This window comes from Xanthomonas maliensis (genome assembly GCF_009192945.1).
Classification (GTDB): Bacteria; Pseudomonadota; Gammaproteobacteria; order Xanthomonadales; family Xanthomonadaceae; genus Xanthomonas; species Xanthomonas maliensis.
In genome coordinates this window covers 1-17,592 of record NZ_NSET01000004.1, presented here as the reverse complement: position 1 = coordinate 17,592, position 17,592 = coordinate 1, and the positions used below count along the sequence as shown (strand labels likewise).

Sequence of the window (17,592 nt, the reverse complement as noted above, 5' to 3'; positions counted from 1 at the left end):
ACGAGGGCGGGCGATGGCATTGAGCAGGGCGCTGGGTTGGTTGACCACGGTCGTGTTGGCGCTCGCTGTCGTCCAGGCAGCGGCGGTCGAGCGCGTGGAGACCCCGCGCATGCGCCGCCTGGGAACGGCCGAGGGCCTGCCCTCCCGGATGGTGCTGGCGTTGGCGCAGGATCGCCAAGGCTATGTGTGGGCGGCGACCAGCGATGGCCTGGCGCGCTACGACGGGATTGGGTTGAAGGTCTGGCGCAGCGATCCGGGCGATCCGCGCGCGATTCCAGGCAACGAGCTCGAAACCCTGTTGGTGGACGATCGCGATCGGGTCTGGGCAGGCGTCAATGGCTCGCCACTGGCGATGCTGGCGGCCGACCGCAGCGGCTTTCGCGTGTTTCCCGACGTGCAGCGTGCCTGCCCTGGTCAGGTCTGGTCGCTGGCGCAGGCGCAGGGCGCGATCTGGATCGGCACCAGCCAATCCGGCTTGTGCCGGCTGGAGGAGAACGGCCGCATCACCGCCTACCGCGCCGCCGAACGGGCCGATGCCCTGCCCAGCGATACCATCCTGAGCATGGTCACCGACGCGCGCGGGCGGCTGTGGATCGGGACCGGCCACGGCCTGGTCATGCGCGAGGGCGATCGCTTCGCGCGGATCGCGCCCGAGCAACTCGACAAGAGCGTGTTCAAGCTCAGCAAGGATCCTGATGGCAGCCTGTGGGTGGGGACCGAGCGCGGGCTGTTGCGGGTCACGCCGGCGGATGTGCTGGAGCCAGCGCCGTGGCCGCAGGCAGCGGCGACCCGTGCCGCCAGCGTGGTGCATGACGTCCACGGTGGCTATTGGGTCGCGGCGGCCGACGGCCTGTTCCGTGCCGCGCCCGGGCAGACCGCGTTGCACGTGCTCGAAGGCGATCGCGGCAGTGGCTTTCTGACCTCACACAGCGGCGTGCTGGATCTGTTGCAGGATCGCCAGGGCGGGCTCTGGCTGGGCCTGATCTCGCAAGGGCTGGCCTATCTGCCGCCGGACTGGCGTCGCTTCACCACCCTGTTCGAGACCCAGGGCAAGCCGCTGGAGAGTCTGTACCTGGTCAATGCTGCCGCCGATGGAGACGGCTTTCTGGTCACCACAGGCGAAGGCGTCTACCGGGTCGACGCCGCGGGGGCGGTGCTGCCAGTGGTGTCCAGCGAGGCGCTGGGTGGCGGCACCGTGCAGTCGGCGCTGCGGGCCCGCGATGGCGGATTGTGGTTGCCCGTGCGCGACCGGCTGGTGCATTACACGCCGTCCACCGGCGCGCGTCGCGATCTTGCCGTGGACTTGGTCAAGAGCGGCGTTCAGCGCGCCGAGCTGATCGAGCCCGGCCGCGATGGCGAGTTCTGGTTGAGCGTGGTCGGCGCCGGCCTGCAGCACCGTGGCGCGGACGGGCAAGTGCTGGAAAGCTTTCGCTTCGGCAAGGACCTCGGCGAACCCGACGACATGGCCCAGCAACTGACATTCCGGCCGGATGGCACGCTGTGGGTGGGGTTGGGCGATGGATTGTGGGTGCGGCGCGATGGCCGTTTCCACAAGGTGATCGACGATGCGGCGCGCATGGTCTACGCCCTGGCGTTCGTCAATGCGCAGGAGTTCTGGGTAGGGCGCTACGGTGCGCTCGAACGCTATCGCTGGGATGGCCAGCGCGCCCGTCTGCTGCAGCGGGTCGATCGCAGCCAGGGCATGCCGGCGGTGGAAATGCGCGGTGTGGTACTGGGCAACGATGGTACGGTCTGGGCCACGACTGCGCGCGGTTTGCTGGCCTATCGCCCCGGGCAAGCGCGCGTGCGCGTCTACGGGCCGGCGCAGGGGCTGCCGGACAACGAATTTTCGATGCGCCCGCCGGCCGTGGGCGCGCATGGCCAGGTACTGGCGTTGACCACCAGCAGCATCGTGCTGTTCGACCCGTCGCAGCCGATCACCAACATTCCGGCGGCGCCGCTGGTGATCGATGCGCTGCAGGTCCGGCGCAACGACGCCCGGCAGCCGCAGACACTGCCGGTGGCGGCGCCGGTGGTGTTGCAGGCGCGCGATCGCGATCTGCGCATTCGCGCGCGCCTGCTGTCGTTCGTGGACCCAGCCAACACGCAGTATCGCTTTCGCGTGGACGGCGACGACGAAGGCTGGGTGGAGCAGCATGCCGATGGCGAACGGGTGATTTCGCGACTGCCGACGGGCGACTACCGTCTGCAGGTCCAGGCCCGCGCCGATGGCGGCGACTGGGTCGGCGCGCCGGACGTGCCGGTGACGGTGCGACCGCCATGGTGGTTGAGCGTGCCGGCGCAATTGGTTGCCACCGCGCTCGCCGCGCTGGTCCTGTGGCTGTGCCTGTGGGGCTGGCGTCGACGCACATATCGCCAGCAGGAATGGGCGTTGGCGCGGCAGCGGCAGGAACTGGCCGAACAGGCCTCGCTGGCGAAGTCGCATTTCCTGGCCACCCTCGGTCACGAAGTGCGCACGCCGATGACCGGTGTGCTGGGCATGAGCGAACTGTTGCTGGCCACGCCATTGGACGAGCGCCAGCGTGGCTACGTGCAGGCGGTCCGCAAGGCCGGGGCGCACCTGCTGCGCCTGGTCAACGACGCGCTCGATCTGGCGCGGATCGAGGCCGGCCGGCTGGAACTGGTGCAACAACCATTCGATCCGGCGCAGCTGTGCCAGGAGCTGGCGGAGTTCCTGCAACCCATCGCCCATGCGCGTGGACTGGAATTCCGCTACCGCAATCGATTGCCGGAAGGGGTGATCGTCCTGGGCGATGCCACCCGTGTTCGGCAGATCCTGATCAATCTGCTCGGCAACGCGATCAAATTCACCGAGCGTGGCGAAGTCGGGCTGAGCGTGGAGCTGCATGGCGAGCGGCTGCGATTCAAGGTCCGCGATAGCGGGCCTGGCGTCGGTCCGGAGCAACAGCAGCGCCTGTTCCAACGGTTCGAGCAGGGCGAGAGCGCACGCAGCGGCTCGCGCTATGGCGGCAGTGGCCTCGGATTGGCGATCTGCCAGGAGTTGACGGTGGCGATGCGCGGCAAGATTCGCCTGCGCAGCAAGCTCGGGGTCGGCACGCAATTCGTCGTCGAACTGCCGTTGCCGCGAGAGCAGGCCAGGCCACCCACTGACGCCCCTGCGGTCGCTGGTCCGAACCTGCCGCCGCTGCGCATCCTGTTGGTAGAAGACGACCCGACCGTGGCCGAAGTGCTCAGCGGCTTGCTGGCGACGCGGGGCCACCGGGTCGTGCATGCCGCGCATGCCCTGGCCGCGCTGTCCGAGGTGGTCGAGGGCGGTTTCGATGTGGCGCTGCTCGACCTGGACCTGCCAGGGCTGGATGGGTTCGCACTGGCGTCGCAGCTGCGTGGTCTGGGACACGCGTTTCCCCTGCTGGCGGTGACCGCGCGTGCCGATGCCGACGCCGAGGCGCAAGCCCGGGCCGCCGGCTTCGACGGCTTTCTGCGCAAGCCGGTCACCGGCGAGCTGCTGATCGAGGCGATCGCGCAGGTGCTGGCGGCTGCGCATCAGCGCTCTGCGGCAGTGGGACTGGCGGCCGACGATGCGGTGGCGCTGACGCCTTAGCGCGGCGGTTGCCAGCCTGGCACGCGGCCAGCACTATGCCCGCACCCGATGAAGACGACGCTCCCCCCGGCACGCTGCTGCCTCCTTCTCCGCCGCCTGGCCCTGTGCTGCTTGTGGCTGCTTGGCAGCATGGTGGCCGCGCTGACCGCCATGCCAACCTGGGCGGGGGTGCCGGTGCTGCCGCAGCCGCGCCAGCTCACCGTGGCCGACGGCCTGCCGTCCAACGTGGTCTATGGCTTCGACGAAGATGCCAATGGCTATCTGTGGATGGCCAGCAGCGACGGATTGGCGCGCTACGACGGCCGCAATTACCGCATCTGGCGCATCGAGGACGGCCTGCACGACAACCAGGTGTGGGCAGTGCATGTGGACCGACGCAACCGGGTCTGGATCGGCACCGATATCGGCGGGCTGGCCATGCTCGACGTCGATCGCCGCCAGTTCGTCCACTACGACAGTGCGCGCTACCCGGCCCTGCGTGGCGCGTCGATCTGGAACATCCTCTCCGATGCCGACGGCACTCTCTGGTTCGGTACCGAGATGAGCGGCCTGTACCGGCTGCACCCGGACGGCAGGTTGGATCGGTTCACCCATCGCGACGATGATCCGCGCAGCCTGCCCAACGATGCGATCTACCGCTTGGAGATCGATCGTCAGGGCCAGCTCTGGGTCGGCACCGCCGACGGCGCGGCGCGCTGGACCGGCCGGGATTTCGAGCGGCTGCCGTTGCCGGCCGGCAGCAACCAGATCATCACCCGCTTGACCGCCGACCCGGACGGCAGCCTGTGGATCGGCACCGGCGGCGATACGGTGTTTCGGCGTGATCGAGAGGGCCGATTGACGGTTCCGGTGTGGGATGTTCCGCCGAAGTTCCCGGTGCTCGGTGTCCTGCTGTGCGATCGCGACGGCAGCTATTGGTTGGACACCCTGGGCGGTCTCGGCCGTGCGGTTGGACGGACCGTACAGAACGTGCCCTTGTACAGCCTGGCGGCACATGGGCGCGTCCGCCCCAATTGGGAGTCGGCCTACCAGGACCGCGAGGGCGGGCTGTGGTTCGCCAGCCCCAGCGGGGGACTGTGGCATCTGCCATCGAGCTGGCGTCGCTTCGCCGTCGTGTTCAATCACCTGGATGACGGCGGGCAGGGCGGCAACCTCACCGTGCAGGCGGTGGCGAAGTCGCACGATGGCCGCATGTGGCTGGTGGGGTCCTCCGGCGTGCTGGAACGGGTGGATCCCAGCGTAGGCCGGATCGAACGCGTGCTGCCCTCGCTCGGCAGCACCAGCTGGTCCTACAGCGTGCTGGAAGATCGCAAAGGACGCGTGTGGATCGGCGAATACGCGAGCCTGTTGCGTTTCGATCCGCAAACCCGGCAACTGCTGCGCTGGGACAGCCACGGCGGGCCCGCCGGCGCGCACAACGCCGACGGCACGCTGGAGGCGCCGCAGGCCAGTCTGCGCCAGACCGGCGATGGACATATCTGGGTGCAGACCGTCCAAGGGTTGCAGGAGCGCGACGACGATGGCCACGTCCTGCTCACACTAGAGCGCGGGACGCACGGCCTGGCCGAGGACCTGATCTTCAATGATATGACGACCGGACCGGCCGGCAATCTGTGGTTGGCAACCAATCATGGCCTGCTGCAGTGGAATGCGCCGGCGCGGCGCTTCGACGCGGTGGCGGGTGCGCCGCCCGAGCAGATCTTCACGCTCACCTTCAACGATGGCGATGTCGCGTGGTTCGCTGGCCTGGGCAGGCTGCATCGGTACCTGTGGAAGGACGGACGGTTGCAGCATCTGGACAGCATCGGTGCCGATCAGGAATTTCCGGCGCTGGCGCCACGCGGGCTGGTGATCGATCGCGATGGCGTTGCCTGGATGTCGAGCATGCGCGGCCTGGTCCGGGTGGACCCGGCTACCCGCGGCATCCGCGTCTACGGCGTGCACGATGGCTTGCCCAATCCGCAGTTCGTCGCCCGTTCACTGGCGCAGTCGGCGCAGGGAATGATCATCGGCGCCACGCCCGACGGACTGGTGATCTTCGATCCGTCCGAGCTCAAGCCCAGCGAGCATCGTCCGCCGCTGGTGATCGAACGCGTGGGTCTGCGTCGCGGTGAAAGTGGGCTGGATCTGACCCATGTCGAGCCGCTGGTGGTGGAAGACGGCGACCGCGATCTGCACATCGTCGCGCGCATGCTCAGCTTCGCCGACTCCGAATCCAACAGTTATCGCTTCCGTCTCAGCAACTACGACCCGGACTGGGTGGATGTCGGGCCCAGCGGCGAGCGACTGTTCTCGCGCTTGCCAGCCGGCAGCTACACGCTGGAAGTGCAGGGCCGCACTGCCGACAGCGTGTGGTCGCGGGTGCAGACGCTGCAGTTTCGCGTGTTGCCGCCATGGTGGCGGGGGCCGTGGGGATTGAGTCTGCTGGCGGTATTGACCGCCTGCGTGCTGACCAGCGCGGTACTGTTGTATCGCCGCCGCCTGCAGCGCCTCAACGCCTGGCAACTGGCCGTGCACAAGCAGGAGCTGGCCGAGCAGGCGTCGTTGGCCAAGACGCGCTTCCTGGCCACGCTGGGGCATGAGGTGCGCACGCCCATGACCGGCGTGCTGGGCATGAGCGAGCTGCTGCTCAAGACCGGCCTGGATGAGCGCCAACGCAGCTATACCGAGTCGATCCGCCGTGCCGGTGCGCATCTGTTGCGGCTGGTCAACGATGCGCTGGACTTGGCGCGGATCGAGTCGGGGCGGCTGGAGCTGGACTTGCAACCCTTCTCGGTGCGGCAACTGGTCGCCGAGATCGAGGCGCTGATGGCGCCGCTGGCGCAGGAGCGTGGCCTGCGTTTCAGTGTGGAAGTCGGTTTGCTCGGCGACATCACCGCCAGCGGCGATGCCACCCGGATCCGCCAGATCCTGCTCAACCTGCTCAGCAATGCGATCAAGTTCACCGAGCGCGGCGTGGTCGCGCTCAAGCTCCACACCCTTGGCACCTTGCAGGGGCTGCGCTTCGAGGTGGCCGATACCGGGCCGGGCATCAATGCCGAGCAGAAGGCGCGGTTGTTCCAGCGCTTCGAGCAGGGCGACGGTGCCAAAACCAATTCCCGCTACGGCGGCAGCGGCCTCGGTCTGGCGATTTGCCAGGAATTGGCGATGGCGATGGGCGGGCATATCGAGGTCGTCAGCCGCCTGGGCGCCGGTACCCGCTTCATCGTCGATCTGCCGTTGCGCTGGGTAGCCGCCAGTGCCCCGTTGGGCGCGGAGTTCGGGCCACGCCGGGAACCGCTGCCACCACAGCACATCCTGCTGGTGGAAGACGACGCCACCATCGCCGAAGTCATCGTCGGCCTGCTGCGCGCGCAGGGGCATTCGGTGGTGCATGCGCCGCATGGCCTGGCCGCCTTGACCGAAGCGGCCGACAGCACCTTCGACCTGGCCTTACTCGATCTGGATCTGCCGGGCCTGGATGGCTTTGCGCTGGCACGGCAGCTGCGCGTGTTCGGCTATGACATGCCGCTGATCGCGGTGACCGCCCGCTCCGACGAGGCCGCCGAGCCCAATGCCCGCGCGGCCGGATTCGACAGTTTTCTGCGTAAGCCGCTGACCGGGGACATGCTGGCCGACACGATTGCCGACGCGTTGCGGCGCCAGTCGGGAGCTGGATAACACGGGTGATTGACTGCGAACGAGCGCAAGGCGGCGCGTGACGCCTCGATGGAAGACGCGTGCTGAACCGCCCAGGCCAAGCGGCTGGCTCAAGTGCGCAGCGCCGTCCCGGCATGGAGCACGCCACGTCCCCACGTCTGGGTCGTATCCACTCCAGCGCAGAAAGCGTGCTCGAACAGTGGCAGCCCGCGCGCCCGCGGCGCCCGCCTCGGCACTGTCGACAGCAGCGATCGACGTGCCATTGCAGGACGTCGTGCCATCGATGGCTGCACGACAGCGCGTCGGCGCGACTTCGATCGCCACGATCAGCCAAACACAATGCAACGGCAGCGCAGACCGCGCAGACGCAGACCGCGATCTATTCCGCCACTTCCTCCACCTGCGCCGGATGCGGACGCGTCTCGGCCAGTTGCCAGAAGATCAGTGTCGACGACAGGGTGATCGCACCGACGCAGAGGAAGGTCGCGTGTAAGGCCGCGGTGGCGCCATGGCGATCGCCGAGCTGGTCGTTGAACGCGGCGAGCAGGCTGCCGGCCGCCGCCGCGCCGAAGCCGGTGGACAGCATCATGACCATCGACAACAAGCTGTTGCCCGGGCTGGCCTGCTCGCGGTCCAGGTCGCGCAGCGTCACGGTGTTCATGACGGTGAACTGCAGCGAGTTGACCGCGCCAAAGCAGGCCAGCTGCACGAGCCGCAGCCATAGCGGCTGCCCACTCTCGACCAGCGCGAAACTGGCCATGGCCACGCCAACCAGCATGGTATTGCTCATCAGCACACGCCGGTAGCCGAAGCGGCCGACCAGCCTCACTGCCACGCGCTTGGCCGCCATGCCTGCCAGCGCCACCGGTACCAGCATCAGCCCGGCATGCAGTGGGCTCATCCCCAGGCCGACCTGCAGCAGCAGCGGAATCAGGAACGGCATCGAGCCGCTGCCGATCCGCGAGAACAGGTTGCCGAGGATGCCGATCCGATAGCTGGCCACCTTGAATAAGTGCAACGGAAACAGCGCCGCCGGCCGGCTGGCGGCATGCAGCCAGTAGCCAGCCAGAGCCGCGAACCCGCCGATCGCCAGCAGCATCACGAAGGCATGGCGCAGGCCCAGCTCGGAGATGCCGTCCAGCGCCAACGACAGCGCCACCATGCCGAACGCCAACATCAGGTAGCCGAGCAGATCGAAGCGTTGGCGCGCATCGCCGTAATGGTCCGGCATGATCCGCAGGGCCACGATGAAACCAAGCACGCCGATCGGCAGATTGATCAGGAACACCCAGTGCCAGGACGCGACCTCCACCAGCCAGCCGCCCAGCGTGGGGCCGACCAGTGGTCCGATCAGCGCCGGCAATGCGATAAAGCTCATCGCGCGCAGGAAGTCCTCGCGCGCGACCGTCTTGAGCACGGCCAGGCGGCCGACCGGCAGCAGCATCGCACCGCCGATCCCTTGCACCACCCGTGCGGCGACCAGCTGCGGTAGCTGCTGCGCGGCCGCGCACAGTAACGAGCCCAGGGTGAACACGATGATCGCCGCCAGGAAGGTGCGCCGCGTTCCCACGCGATCGGCGATCCAGCCGGACGCAGGAATGAACATCGCCACCGCCAGCGCGTAGCTGAACACCACCGACTGCATTTGCAACGGGCTTTGCCGCAGGCTGTGGGCCATCGCCGGCAACGCCGTATTGACGATGGTCGCATCCAGCATCTGCATGAAGATCGCCAGCGATACCAGCCACAGCAGCGGCTTGATGCTGGCGTAGGCGCGCATGACAGGGGCGGACTCGGACATGGCGATCGGACAGGATGGGACGGCGCATTATCGCTGCTTGCCTGTGTGGAAACCCACACTGCTCGCCGCACTTTCTGCAACGCACTGTTGTTGTCGGCCAACCACGCGCTGCTCCAGTGCCATCGCCGCGATGGGATTGCCCAGTCTTCGCTCCCTGCATGTTGAGAGGGCAGAAATGCGGGGCTGCCGCTTTCTGCCGGTGGTCAGGTGTGGATCTGCGTCGATCTGGTGACACCGATGCGGCGATCCTCGATGCACTGTCCGTCGCCCTGGCGGGACGTGCAGCGTAGCGTGATCTCGCCCGTGGCGCGACGGAACTGCGCAGGCAAGCTGGCGCAGACGATACGGCAGAGTGAATCCTGGCGTGGACTGCGCTTGGCCGTGCACATCGAAGCTGTTGCGTATGACGCTGTCTACGTGCATCGACACGCAAGGCGAAATGCTTGACGCCATCGGTAGTCTGCGATTTCGGCGGATACAAACGGTCGGGTGCTGCTGTAGCGCTGTGCTACTCCCGCCGGTGGCTTGCGGCAAACACCCGATTCGCTGGCGATGGTCTCGATGCTCGCATGGATCTGCACGATCGAAGTAAATGAAAATTCACGCTTCGCTCACGTGCTGCCATGCGTCACCGATGCCGTCCGCATTAAAAAAAGCGGATGCATGTCTTGCGGCGCGCCAACGGTCTGGTCAGGGGGCGCGACTTGGTTATGGCCGCCCTTACGCGCGCCAGCTATCAGTCCAGGACTATGCAATGGAACAGCAGGCTATTGAATTGGTAAGAAGTGTTTATCGTACCGGTGATCCTTTGCCGATGTTATTGCAGAAGATTGCCGCGGCTTTATCGCGAAAGGCCACATTGGGCGGCACACATTGTGAATTTCTGTGGGCGCAGCGCGCCGGCATTACCCACGATGGGGGGGCGGCTGCAGAGCAAGATGGGTGGTGGTCGTTTCCGGTCAGGCATGCGCAGCAGATGTTGGGCGAACTCATCATGGCATCGGTGCATGGCGGGTTGACCCCGGCGATGGTTTCGCTGGGGCAGGGTGTGGCGAAGTGCTGCGCCTATCTGATCAAGCGCCAGCAAGCGCAAGCCTGGTCGGAAAGCCATCTGCAGCGATCGCTGTCCATCGCCGGTGTGTCCGCTGCGGTCTGGGCGATCGATGCGTTCGTCGAGCGCGCCGCAGACAGCTGGCTTCCGGTGATCATCCGTGGTGAGTTTGGCAGCGAGAAGGACGAGGCCGCCGTGCTGCTGCATGCGAGCGGACCCTGGCAGCAGGGGCCGCTCGTCATGATCGATTGCGCTGATCCGGTTGGCGATCCCGAGGGATGGTTCGAGCGCGCGGCGGGTGGAACGCTGGTCTTGCGCGGAATCGACGAGCTCGAAGAAGCGTTGCAGCGCCGCTTGCCCCAGTGCATGCGTGGATGGCAGGGGTGGGGAAAGATGGCCGATGGCAACGGAGGCGTCCGCGTGATCGCCTCGACTACCGCCGATCTGGCGCAGCGCGTGCGTAATGGCCATTTTTCCCACGCATTGCTGGCGCAGCTCGACTTTCTAGCGCTGACGCTCGCGCCTCTGCGCGAGCGCGCGGCGGACATCGCCTTCCACGTCGACCTTGTCCTGGAGCGGCATGGTCTGCAGTCGCGTGAGCTGGTGACCGATGGAGTGATGGAGGCTTTGAGGCGCTATCGATGGCCCGACAACCTCTCCGAGCTGGAGCGAGTGCTACTGCGCTTGGCTGTCATGGCAGGCAACAGTCCGATCATGGTCTCGGACCTCCATCGTCACGCGCCGCGGCTGGCGGAGTGCCTTCCGCAAGAAACGCAAGACGATGCGCCGCCCACGGGGCAGTCGGCGGAGGATGGTCCAGTCGGGTGGCCGAGAACCTCAATCCCTTTCGACTGGATCCCGGGCTTGTTGCATCGGCCTGGCCAGCGTTTTGCCACGCTGCATGATGCCCTGCGGCGCGCGCTGGTCTATCTGGGCGAACATTACGCAGATCCATTGACGCTGGCGGACCTGGCTCAGCAGGCGCACGTGAGTCAATCGCACCTTGGCTTCCTGTTCCGCGAGGAGCTCGGTACCACGTTCAAACCGCTACTGCAGCAGCTCCGCATCGAGAAGGCCAAGGACCTGCTGCAGATGCAGCCGAAGCTGCGTATCACCGAGGTGGCCCTGAAGGTCGGTTTCGGCGACCTGAGCCATTTCGAAAAGAGCTTCCGTCGGCTGGTCGGCGTAAGCCCGCGCGAGTTCCGCAATGCCGACAGCGGCGGTGGAGTTGGCTAGGCGCAAGATCTACTGCTCTGCTAGGGGCTTGGTGCCGGCTTCATGCGATCGCCCAGCACCAAGCCCTGCATGCGGTACGGTGCGGGTCAGTATCGCCATGGTCCGGTTTCGCTCCTTGTGTGCGACTGGCGATGGCTAGCAGGTAATCGTTCCGACCAGAGGCCAACGGGTTGGCATCTGGTCGGCGCCTGCGGGCGGGCGAGGCGACGGTGCGCATTGGCTTTTGGCGGCTGGGAACCAGGGCGGGTGGAGCTCTTCGAGCCAATTTTTGCGGCGCTTGTGGATCGGTGCTGAGAGGTTTCGCAACACAGCGCACAGCGCGGATACCCGCTAGGTCTGGGGCAAAACCGTTCTGATTGCTTCATGCTGCTTCGAAAGCAGGTAGCGCAGCACGAACTCGTCTATGAGTGCGGCGGCGGCCTTGCGCTGGCTGTCGATGTCCAACAGGGATGCATAGGCGTTGCCAGGGTCGATCGGGGTCGAATGGAAGGCGTCCTGCGCTTCGGTGGCGGTGGTCAGGGTCAAGAACGCAAGCACTTTTCTATCGAATGGTGGCGTTTGCTGGTCGAGGAACACCACCAGCGTGCATTCGTAGCTGAGTCCGCCTACGCGTGGGGTGTTGTGCGATTGGGCGAGGACCCGCACGTTCTGGCCGAGCCAGTGTCCGACCGCTTGCGCGAATGCAGCGGTGTCTAGCCCAAGCAGGTTTTCATGACTGACCCGTGCGACTGCGGCCATGTCCACTCCGGAAAAGCGCAGCTGGTCGATCGCCAGATAGGGATTCTGCGCGAGCGTGGACATCAGCAGCAGATCGTCACTGAAAGCAGCCGACAGCGCGACCGGTGCGGTGAACGCAGTCGAAAGCAGGTTAATCATCGTGCGGGTGCCAAGGCGTGCTGCCATCACGCGGTCACGCGTTGCATCGGTCGGCCGTCCATTTACATAGTCCGGCATGGCACCTATGGTGCGCACGCGCACTGACGCCATCAGCGCATTCACCAGCGTCGCAGCGTCGTTACCCGGGGCGCCCACGCGCGTGCCGGCCATGCCGTCGAGCACGGACTGGAAATGGGCCAGCTGGTTGTTGGCGGCATACCAGGCGTGAATGGCGGCAACGCGTTCACGTCGTTTGCCTTCCTTATGGGCGCCGAGCGCGAGCGGGTCGCTGGCGATCTCGCATAGCATCAGCAGATTCTCGCGCAGGTGGTAGTCCAGGTCCGGCAGCGGCAATTGCCAGCGTTCCTGTTGGCCGCCGGCGTTGGCGATGGTCAGGTGCGCGCGTTCGATTTCCGACCAGATCGCGATCGCTTCGACGGTATCGCGGCGCGGCAGGCTCACGTCGATCAACTCCATCAGGATGCCGCGAGGGCTGGCCGGCTGCGACACGATATGGTCGGCAAATCCCTCGATCAGCGTGGCGTGCCAGGTGTAGCCGAGCCGGTAGAGGAGAAAGGGTTTGATCGCATCGTTCAGCACGATCCCGGGCGGGGAGGGCGTGGTGTCATCACCGACCTTGACGATCTCGGCGCTGGTATAGGCGGACAACCCGGAGCGGTCGCGTTCGAATACGCGGCGGAAGGTCTGCGGATCGTCGCATTTGACCAGGCAGCCCACGTCGGTGGCATGTGGGTTCCATTGTTGGCGTGGGATGGGGTGCACCTGGGGCGCCAGCGGAGAATCGGCGACGGGAAGCAGACTCAGCTCGAAGGCGATGATCGCGCCGGCTTTCTTCATTTCATCGACGACGATGTCCTCGATCTCCGCGTGCAGCGCATCCTGTACGGAGCCAGGTAGCCAAGGGTCGATCGCGACCTGGGTGTCCCAATCCGAGCTTCCCGAGTCGAATAGGTGTTGGTCGTTTCCCTGCAGCAAGTCCATGCAGGCGGTGAACGCATTGCCGCCCTTGATGTAGAAGCGTGCGAGCGGTTGATCGATGCGCAGCATGAAGCGTTCTTGCACGTCAATGCACATCGCCGCGATCCGATCCTGGATGGTGCCCAAGGCCTGGATCACCGCCGAGCGCACGTTGGGATAGCGTGCCGCATCGTTGATCCGCTTGGTCAACTCGCCACTGATCGCGCGGCGCAGGTCTTCTTGTTCGGGAGATTCCTTCATGATCGTGCCTCGACGCGAAACCGGTGGAGAGCATGCGTGCTCATGGAGCGCTTGGATCGGAGAGGGTCGAATAGCTCAAGTCGACCTCCAGGCCGTCGCAGGGCGTCTCCGGCAGCGACAGCACCGCATCCTGTTCAAATTGCCACAGCGTGGCGGCCGGGTAGCCGCATCCTGCCGGATCCGACGCAGCCAGTGTCCGGATGTCGCCGGCATAAGCGTGCTTGCCAGCGGTGGCCACACGCCAGGCCCAGATCTGCGGCGCCGGCCCCAGCGCGAGTGCGGCTACCAGGTCTGCCGCCAACACATGCGAGCAGTACAGCCCCGGCGCATAACCCGCCGCTGTCAGTCCTGCGATCCACGCGCGGATGTAGGCGATCGCGTCGGCGCCGGGACTGCTGCCGTCTTCCCAATCGAGGTAGATGGTGGCGCCAGAGGGAAATCCTTCGCTATCGGCCAATGCAGCGGCCTGTGCACCATCGATAGCACCTTGGTGGACGGTCACGTCGTGTGAGCCAGGGCCAGTGGTTTGTTGGCCGAGATAGACCGGTGCCAAACCCCAGCCATTGGCGATCAGCGTCGGCCGCCATCCCATCCATCCGGTATCGGCGTGGCTCGGCGCCGGTGCGAGGTAGTAGCCGCACCAGGCGAGGTCGGTGTTCGCTTTGAGCCATGCCAAGGCGGGCAAGCCTGGGAAACGAGCGGTATCGAAGCCGATGTGGAAGGTCATGGTGGTGCTCCGCGTCGAGGTGAGGAATCGTCGTGGTCGGAATCAGGCGATCGCCTGCAGCTGGGTTGCTATTTGTCCGTACCAACCGATCGCCTGGTTTTGCCTCCGCTGCCATGCAGCTTGATTGGCGGATGGATAGCTAGCGCCCGAACCGGGATACGCGATCTTGGCACTGATGTAAGCGCCTTCGTCGATCGTCTGCGGTGCCAACGGTTGGTGGACACCGAGGTGGCTTGTCAATCGCGATCGACTGATGCACTGCACGTACGCGATTTCCCAGTCGCATACCGCACTTCCGTTCGGTCGATTGGCGCTAGGTCGTGACCTGGTCGCCTGATTGATCCTATCCACTACGCCGTCGAGCGGGTCCGTACTCCTGAAGCGGATCAGCTGGAAAGGTGTTCCAGCGGGATCGATCAGTTCGAGCTGGAGATCCAGCGGAAAGGCGGCGGAACTCTCCAGAGCGAAGCCGGTTTCCCCGAGAAATTCTCGCCGTGCCGCATCCTCGTTGGACTCGCCGGGGTTTCGGCCGCCACCCGGCAGCGCCCACTGACCGGCTTGGTTCACGACCCTCAATGGCTCTGTCATGGCCCATTGCCATATATCGCGTGCGAGTCGTTCTGCCTCCATGCGTGCCTGGTTCCATTGCACCGGGTCGCTGCCGGCGCCTGTGATCTTTGTTCTCAAGGTGTTGCCTGCCGCGTCGCGAGGTGAGCCTGGCCCAAATTTCTGTTTAAGCAGCTGGCTGGCGCCTTCGCTGGCATTGGTGGTGATCAGGTCCACACTGGGACTGTCGGTGCGGGTATTTTTGTATGCATCACCCAGTGCGTGTGCTGCATCCACGAAACCCGAATTCTTCTCGCAGAGTCCGTTGGTAGCCAGCAAGGCACCGCGCAAGCACTCCTGCACGCTGGCCCAATCGACGTCTGAGGAGTGACTTCCGCTGAGTGCGTTTGCCTTGATCTTGCAGAGCAGCGGCAGCGCCTCTGCCGCCAACACCAGCGCCGAGAAATCAGCCCACCAGTTGTTGAAGCAGCGTTTGCGTGCAATGAGATAGGTGCCTGCACCATCCCATAGTGCGGCATAGACCTGCATGTTCTCATCCTCCGTTCAATGGCGAACCTGGGGCCGGCTGCGTTGCCGGTGCGCTTGTCGGCACGGTCGCAGCCATTGCCTGCTCTGCTTGCTGCTGGGCGGCGGCGACCGCGGCGGCAGCGGCTTGGTCGGCCTGCTGCAAGGCCTGCCGCGCGGTATCGACTGCCTGGTCGTTGCCGGCAGCGGCGGTCGCAGCGGTTGCGGCCTGCATGGCTGCCTGCACCGCCATGTCGCTGGCCGCCATGGCCTGGTCGACCTGGGCTTGCGCCGCCTGCAGCGCGGCGTCGATCTGCGAAAAAACGGGGGATTGCGCAGGGGTGGAGGTGGCGGCGGTCTGGGCCGAAGGTGTGGGTTGGGTCTCGTCGGGCATGCGGGTGTCTCCTGAAGTGGACGTGGCATCGAGCGAAGCGGCATCGCGGCCGGGCTGCTGCATTGGCGCCGGAAGTGGCGCGATGCCAGTTGGGCGCTGCGCGGCGAGCGCGCCTAACATCTCGCCCAGGGCGTGTTCGGCTTGCGTCATGCCCTGGCGTGCGGATGCCAGCGCGGCTGCCCGACCTGCATGTACCGCCGCGCGGACCGCGTCGGCGGCACCGATCGCCGATGAGGCCTGGTCGCTAGCCGCAGGAAGCGGCGTCGGCGCGCTCATTGCGTGGCCTCCGTCTCCGCATCGTGCGGCGGATTGGCGGGCGCGGGGGTGGCACCAAAGTCGCGGAGCGAGATGACGCCGCCATTGACCTGCAATAGTCCAGCCAGGGTGTCGTTCTGCATGGAAAACACGCAGGTGTTGCCGTCCTGGCCCAGCACCCCGCGGGTAGGCCGGTTGGCTGCCAGGAATGCCTGTGCCGACTGCAGATAGAGCTGGATCGCGTCGTTCGCCGCCTCGCTGCCGGCGTCGCCTTGGTAGCGTGTGTGCTGGACGATTTGCTGCGCTGCCAGCGATAGCCGTGCGAAGCCGATCTGGCGACCGCGCGCAAGCCATTCTGCGACGCTGCGTTCGACCTCGTTGGGCGAAGGCAAGCCAGCGACCTGTGGGCAATCCAGGGTATTGAACAGCAGCGGCAGCAGCGTCTGCAGGGCCGAAGCCGCGGCATGCGCGCGTTGGTCCGCAGCCGCGATCGTGGCGGTGCAGGCCAGATAGAAGCGGTAGTAATCGCAGAATTCCAGCGGCGTGCGCGCCTGCTCGATGGCGAAGGCCGCCGCTTCCTGTTGCAGTGCCGGCGTCACCTCGGGCGGCGGTGCTTCGGCAGCCAGCTGGCGGAGTGCCAGGCTTTCCTCCAGGTCCAGCGACTGGAACACCGGGGCGCTGTCGACCTTCAACTGCGTCAGCAGGCTGTGCCCCGCGGCCAGGTCGCTTGCCGTGAACAAGGCGTTGTCGCGAAAGATCCGCTGCAGCTGCGCCTTGACCACCGAGCCGGTATCGCCGGCTTCGCCCTGCGCCAGCGTGCTCAGGTCGGTTGGACTCAAGGTCATCAGTTTGAGCGGACTGACCTTCAGCTCGAGCTGCGGCAACAAGGCCAGACGCGAGCCATGCAGGCCTTGCTGCACCTCGTCGAGCATGCTGCTTTCGTCGGGGAAGTCGTAGCGCCCAGCAGGCGACTGGATCGCCCAGGCCAGCCACTGCGTGCCTCCATCGATGAAGGCCAGGCATTGTCTGCCCAAGGTCGACAGCATCGTTGGCATCGAGATCAGACGGCCTGCGATCGAAACGGACATGGCGTGACTCCTAGTGGGCTCAACCTGCGGGGAAACTCTTCAGCACCGAAGCTGCCGCCGTACCGACGCGCTCGAAGTCGTTGGTCGCGCCCTGCATCAGCGCCTGCGCCTGGGTCAGCGCGGTAACGTACTTTTCGTCGCCGGTGGCCAGGTACTGCGCCATCGCCACGCCGACCGCGGTCGTCGCGATGGTCGAGACATTGCGCAGCGCGTCGGTGGCGTCCTGCACCGCGATGGCAGTCGACTGCGCCACCGATTGATAGGCCTTTCCGGCGCCACTGGTCAGCACGACCTGCGGACTCATGGTGGCCATCTGCGTCTGGTTGATCACGTCGATGACCTGGGCATTGACCTTGGTCGGTTCCATCTCGGCTCCCATGGAATGATCTGCGGCCTGGCAATGAGGCCTGGTGGTGAAACGCGAATCTACACAGACGGCTTACGGCGGAGGTGGCGTCGCAGGTGTAGGTGCAGATGCAGGCACAGATGCAGATGCAGCTGCAGCAGGATGAGTAGATGCAGTAGGGGCGGTGCCTGCAGCTGTGGTTGCGGGTGGAGCTGGGGGTGGAGCAACAGGACCATCAGCAGAGGAAGCATGATCGGGGTTCGTGCTGGGGATGGGGGCGATAGGG

General features: G+C 65.9%; 10 protein-coding genes. 3 read left to right on the top strand and 7 right to left on the bottom strand.

The window, feature by feature from the left end; translation table 11 throughout:
- The first annotated feature begins 13 nt into the window (after window positions 1-13).
- Entirely contained in the window at window positions 14-3,583 is a 3,570-nt protein-coding gene (locus CKY51_RS00775; RefSeq protein WP_052172282.1) for a hybrid sensor histidine kinase/response regulator, read from the top strand.
- Between the two features lie 48 nt (window positions 3,584-3,631).
- A complete protein-coding gene (locus CKY51_RS00770) occupies window positions 3,632-7,243 on the top strand; it encodes a hybrid sensor histidine kinase/response regulator (protein WP_081641421.1) in 3,612 nt (1,203 codons plus the stop codon).
- A gap of 358 nt (window positions 7,244-7,601) precedes the next feature.
- Here CKY51_RS00770 and mdtD read toward each other — a convergent pair whose 3' ends face one another.
- Entirely contained in the window at window positions 7,602-9,023 is a 1,422-nt protein-coding gene (mdtD, locus tag CKY51_RS00765) for a multidrug transporter subunit MdtD (RefSeq protein WP_022973255.1), read from the bottom strand.
- Between the two features lie 754 nt (window positions 9,024-9,777).
- Here mdtD and CKY51_RS00760 point away from each other — a divergent pair.
- Complete coding sequence (locus CKY51_RS00760; protein ID WP_152248743.1) at window positions 9,778-11,310, top strand: AraC family transcriptional regulator; 1,533 nt, start codon at window positions 9,778-9,780, stop codon at window positions 11,308-11,310.
- A gap of 330 nt (window positions 11,311-11,640) precedes the next feature.
- Here CKY51_RS00760 and CKY51_RS00755 read toward each other — a convergent pair whose 3' ends face one another.
- The 6 genes from CKY51_RS00755 to CKY51_RS00730 form a co-directional block, all read right to left on the bottom strand.
- Window positions 11,641-13,374: a hypothetical protein gene (locus tag CKY51_RS00755; RefSeq protein WP_152248742.1), complete on the bottom strand. Its 1,734-nt coding sequence runs from the start codon at window positions 13,372-13,374 to the stop codon at window positions 11,641-11,643.
- Between the two features lie 91 nt (window positions 13,375-13,465).
- Window positions 13,466-14,152 (bottom strand): glycoside hydrolase domain-containing protein, encoded by a 687-nt coding sequence (locus CKY51_RS00750; protein WP_022973259.1) that lies wholly within the window; start codon window positions 14,150-14,152, stop codon window positions 13,466-13,468.
- A gap of 42 nt (window positions 14,153-14,194) precedes the next feature.
- Window positions 14,195-15,247, bottom strand: a complete 1,053-nt coding sequence (locus tag CKY51_RS22560) for an NUDIX hydrolase (RefSeq protein WP_211904843.1) — start codon at window positions 15,245-15,247, stop codon at window positions 14,195-14,197.
- 4 nt (window positions 15,248-15,251) lie between these two features.
- Window positions 15,252-15,617 (bottom strand): hypothetical protein, encoded by a 366-nt coding sequence (locus tag CKY51_RS22605; RefSeq protein ID WP_238319560.1) that lies wholly within the window; start codon window positions 15,615-15,617, stop codon window positions 15,252-15,254.
- Window positions 15,618-15,889: 272 nt separating this feature from the next.
- Entirely contained in the window at window positions 15,890-16,960 is a 1,071-nt protein-coding gene (locus CKY51_RS00735; RefSeq protein ID WP_022973263.1) for a hypothetical protein, read from the bottom strand.
- 19 nt (window positions 16,961-16,979) lie between these two features.
- A complete protein-coding gene (locus tag CKY51_RS00730; RefSeq protein ID WP_031340268.1) occupies window positions 16,980-17,327 on the bottom strand; it encodes a hypothetical protein in 348 nt (115 codons plus the stop codon).
- Window positions 17,328-17,592 lie beyond the last annotated feature (265 nt).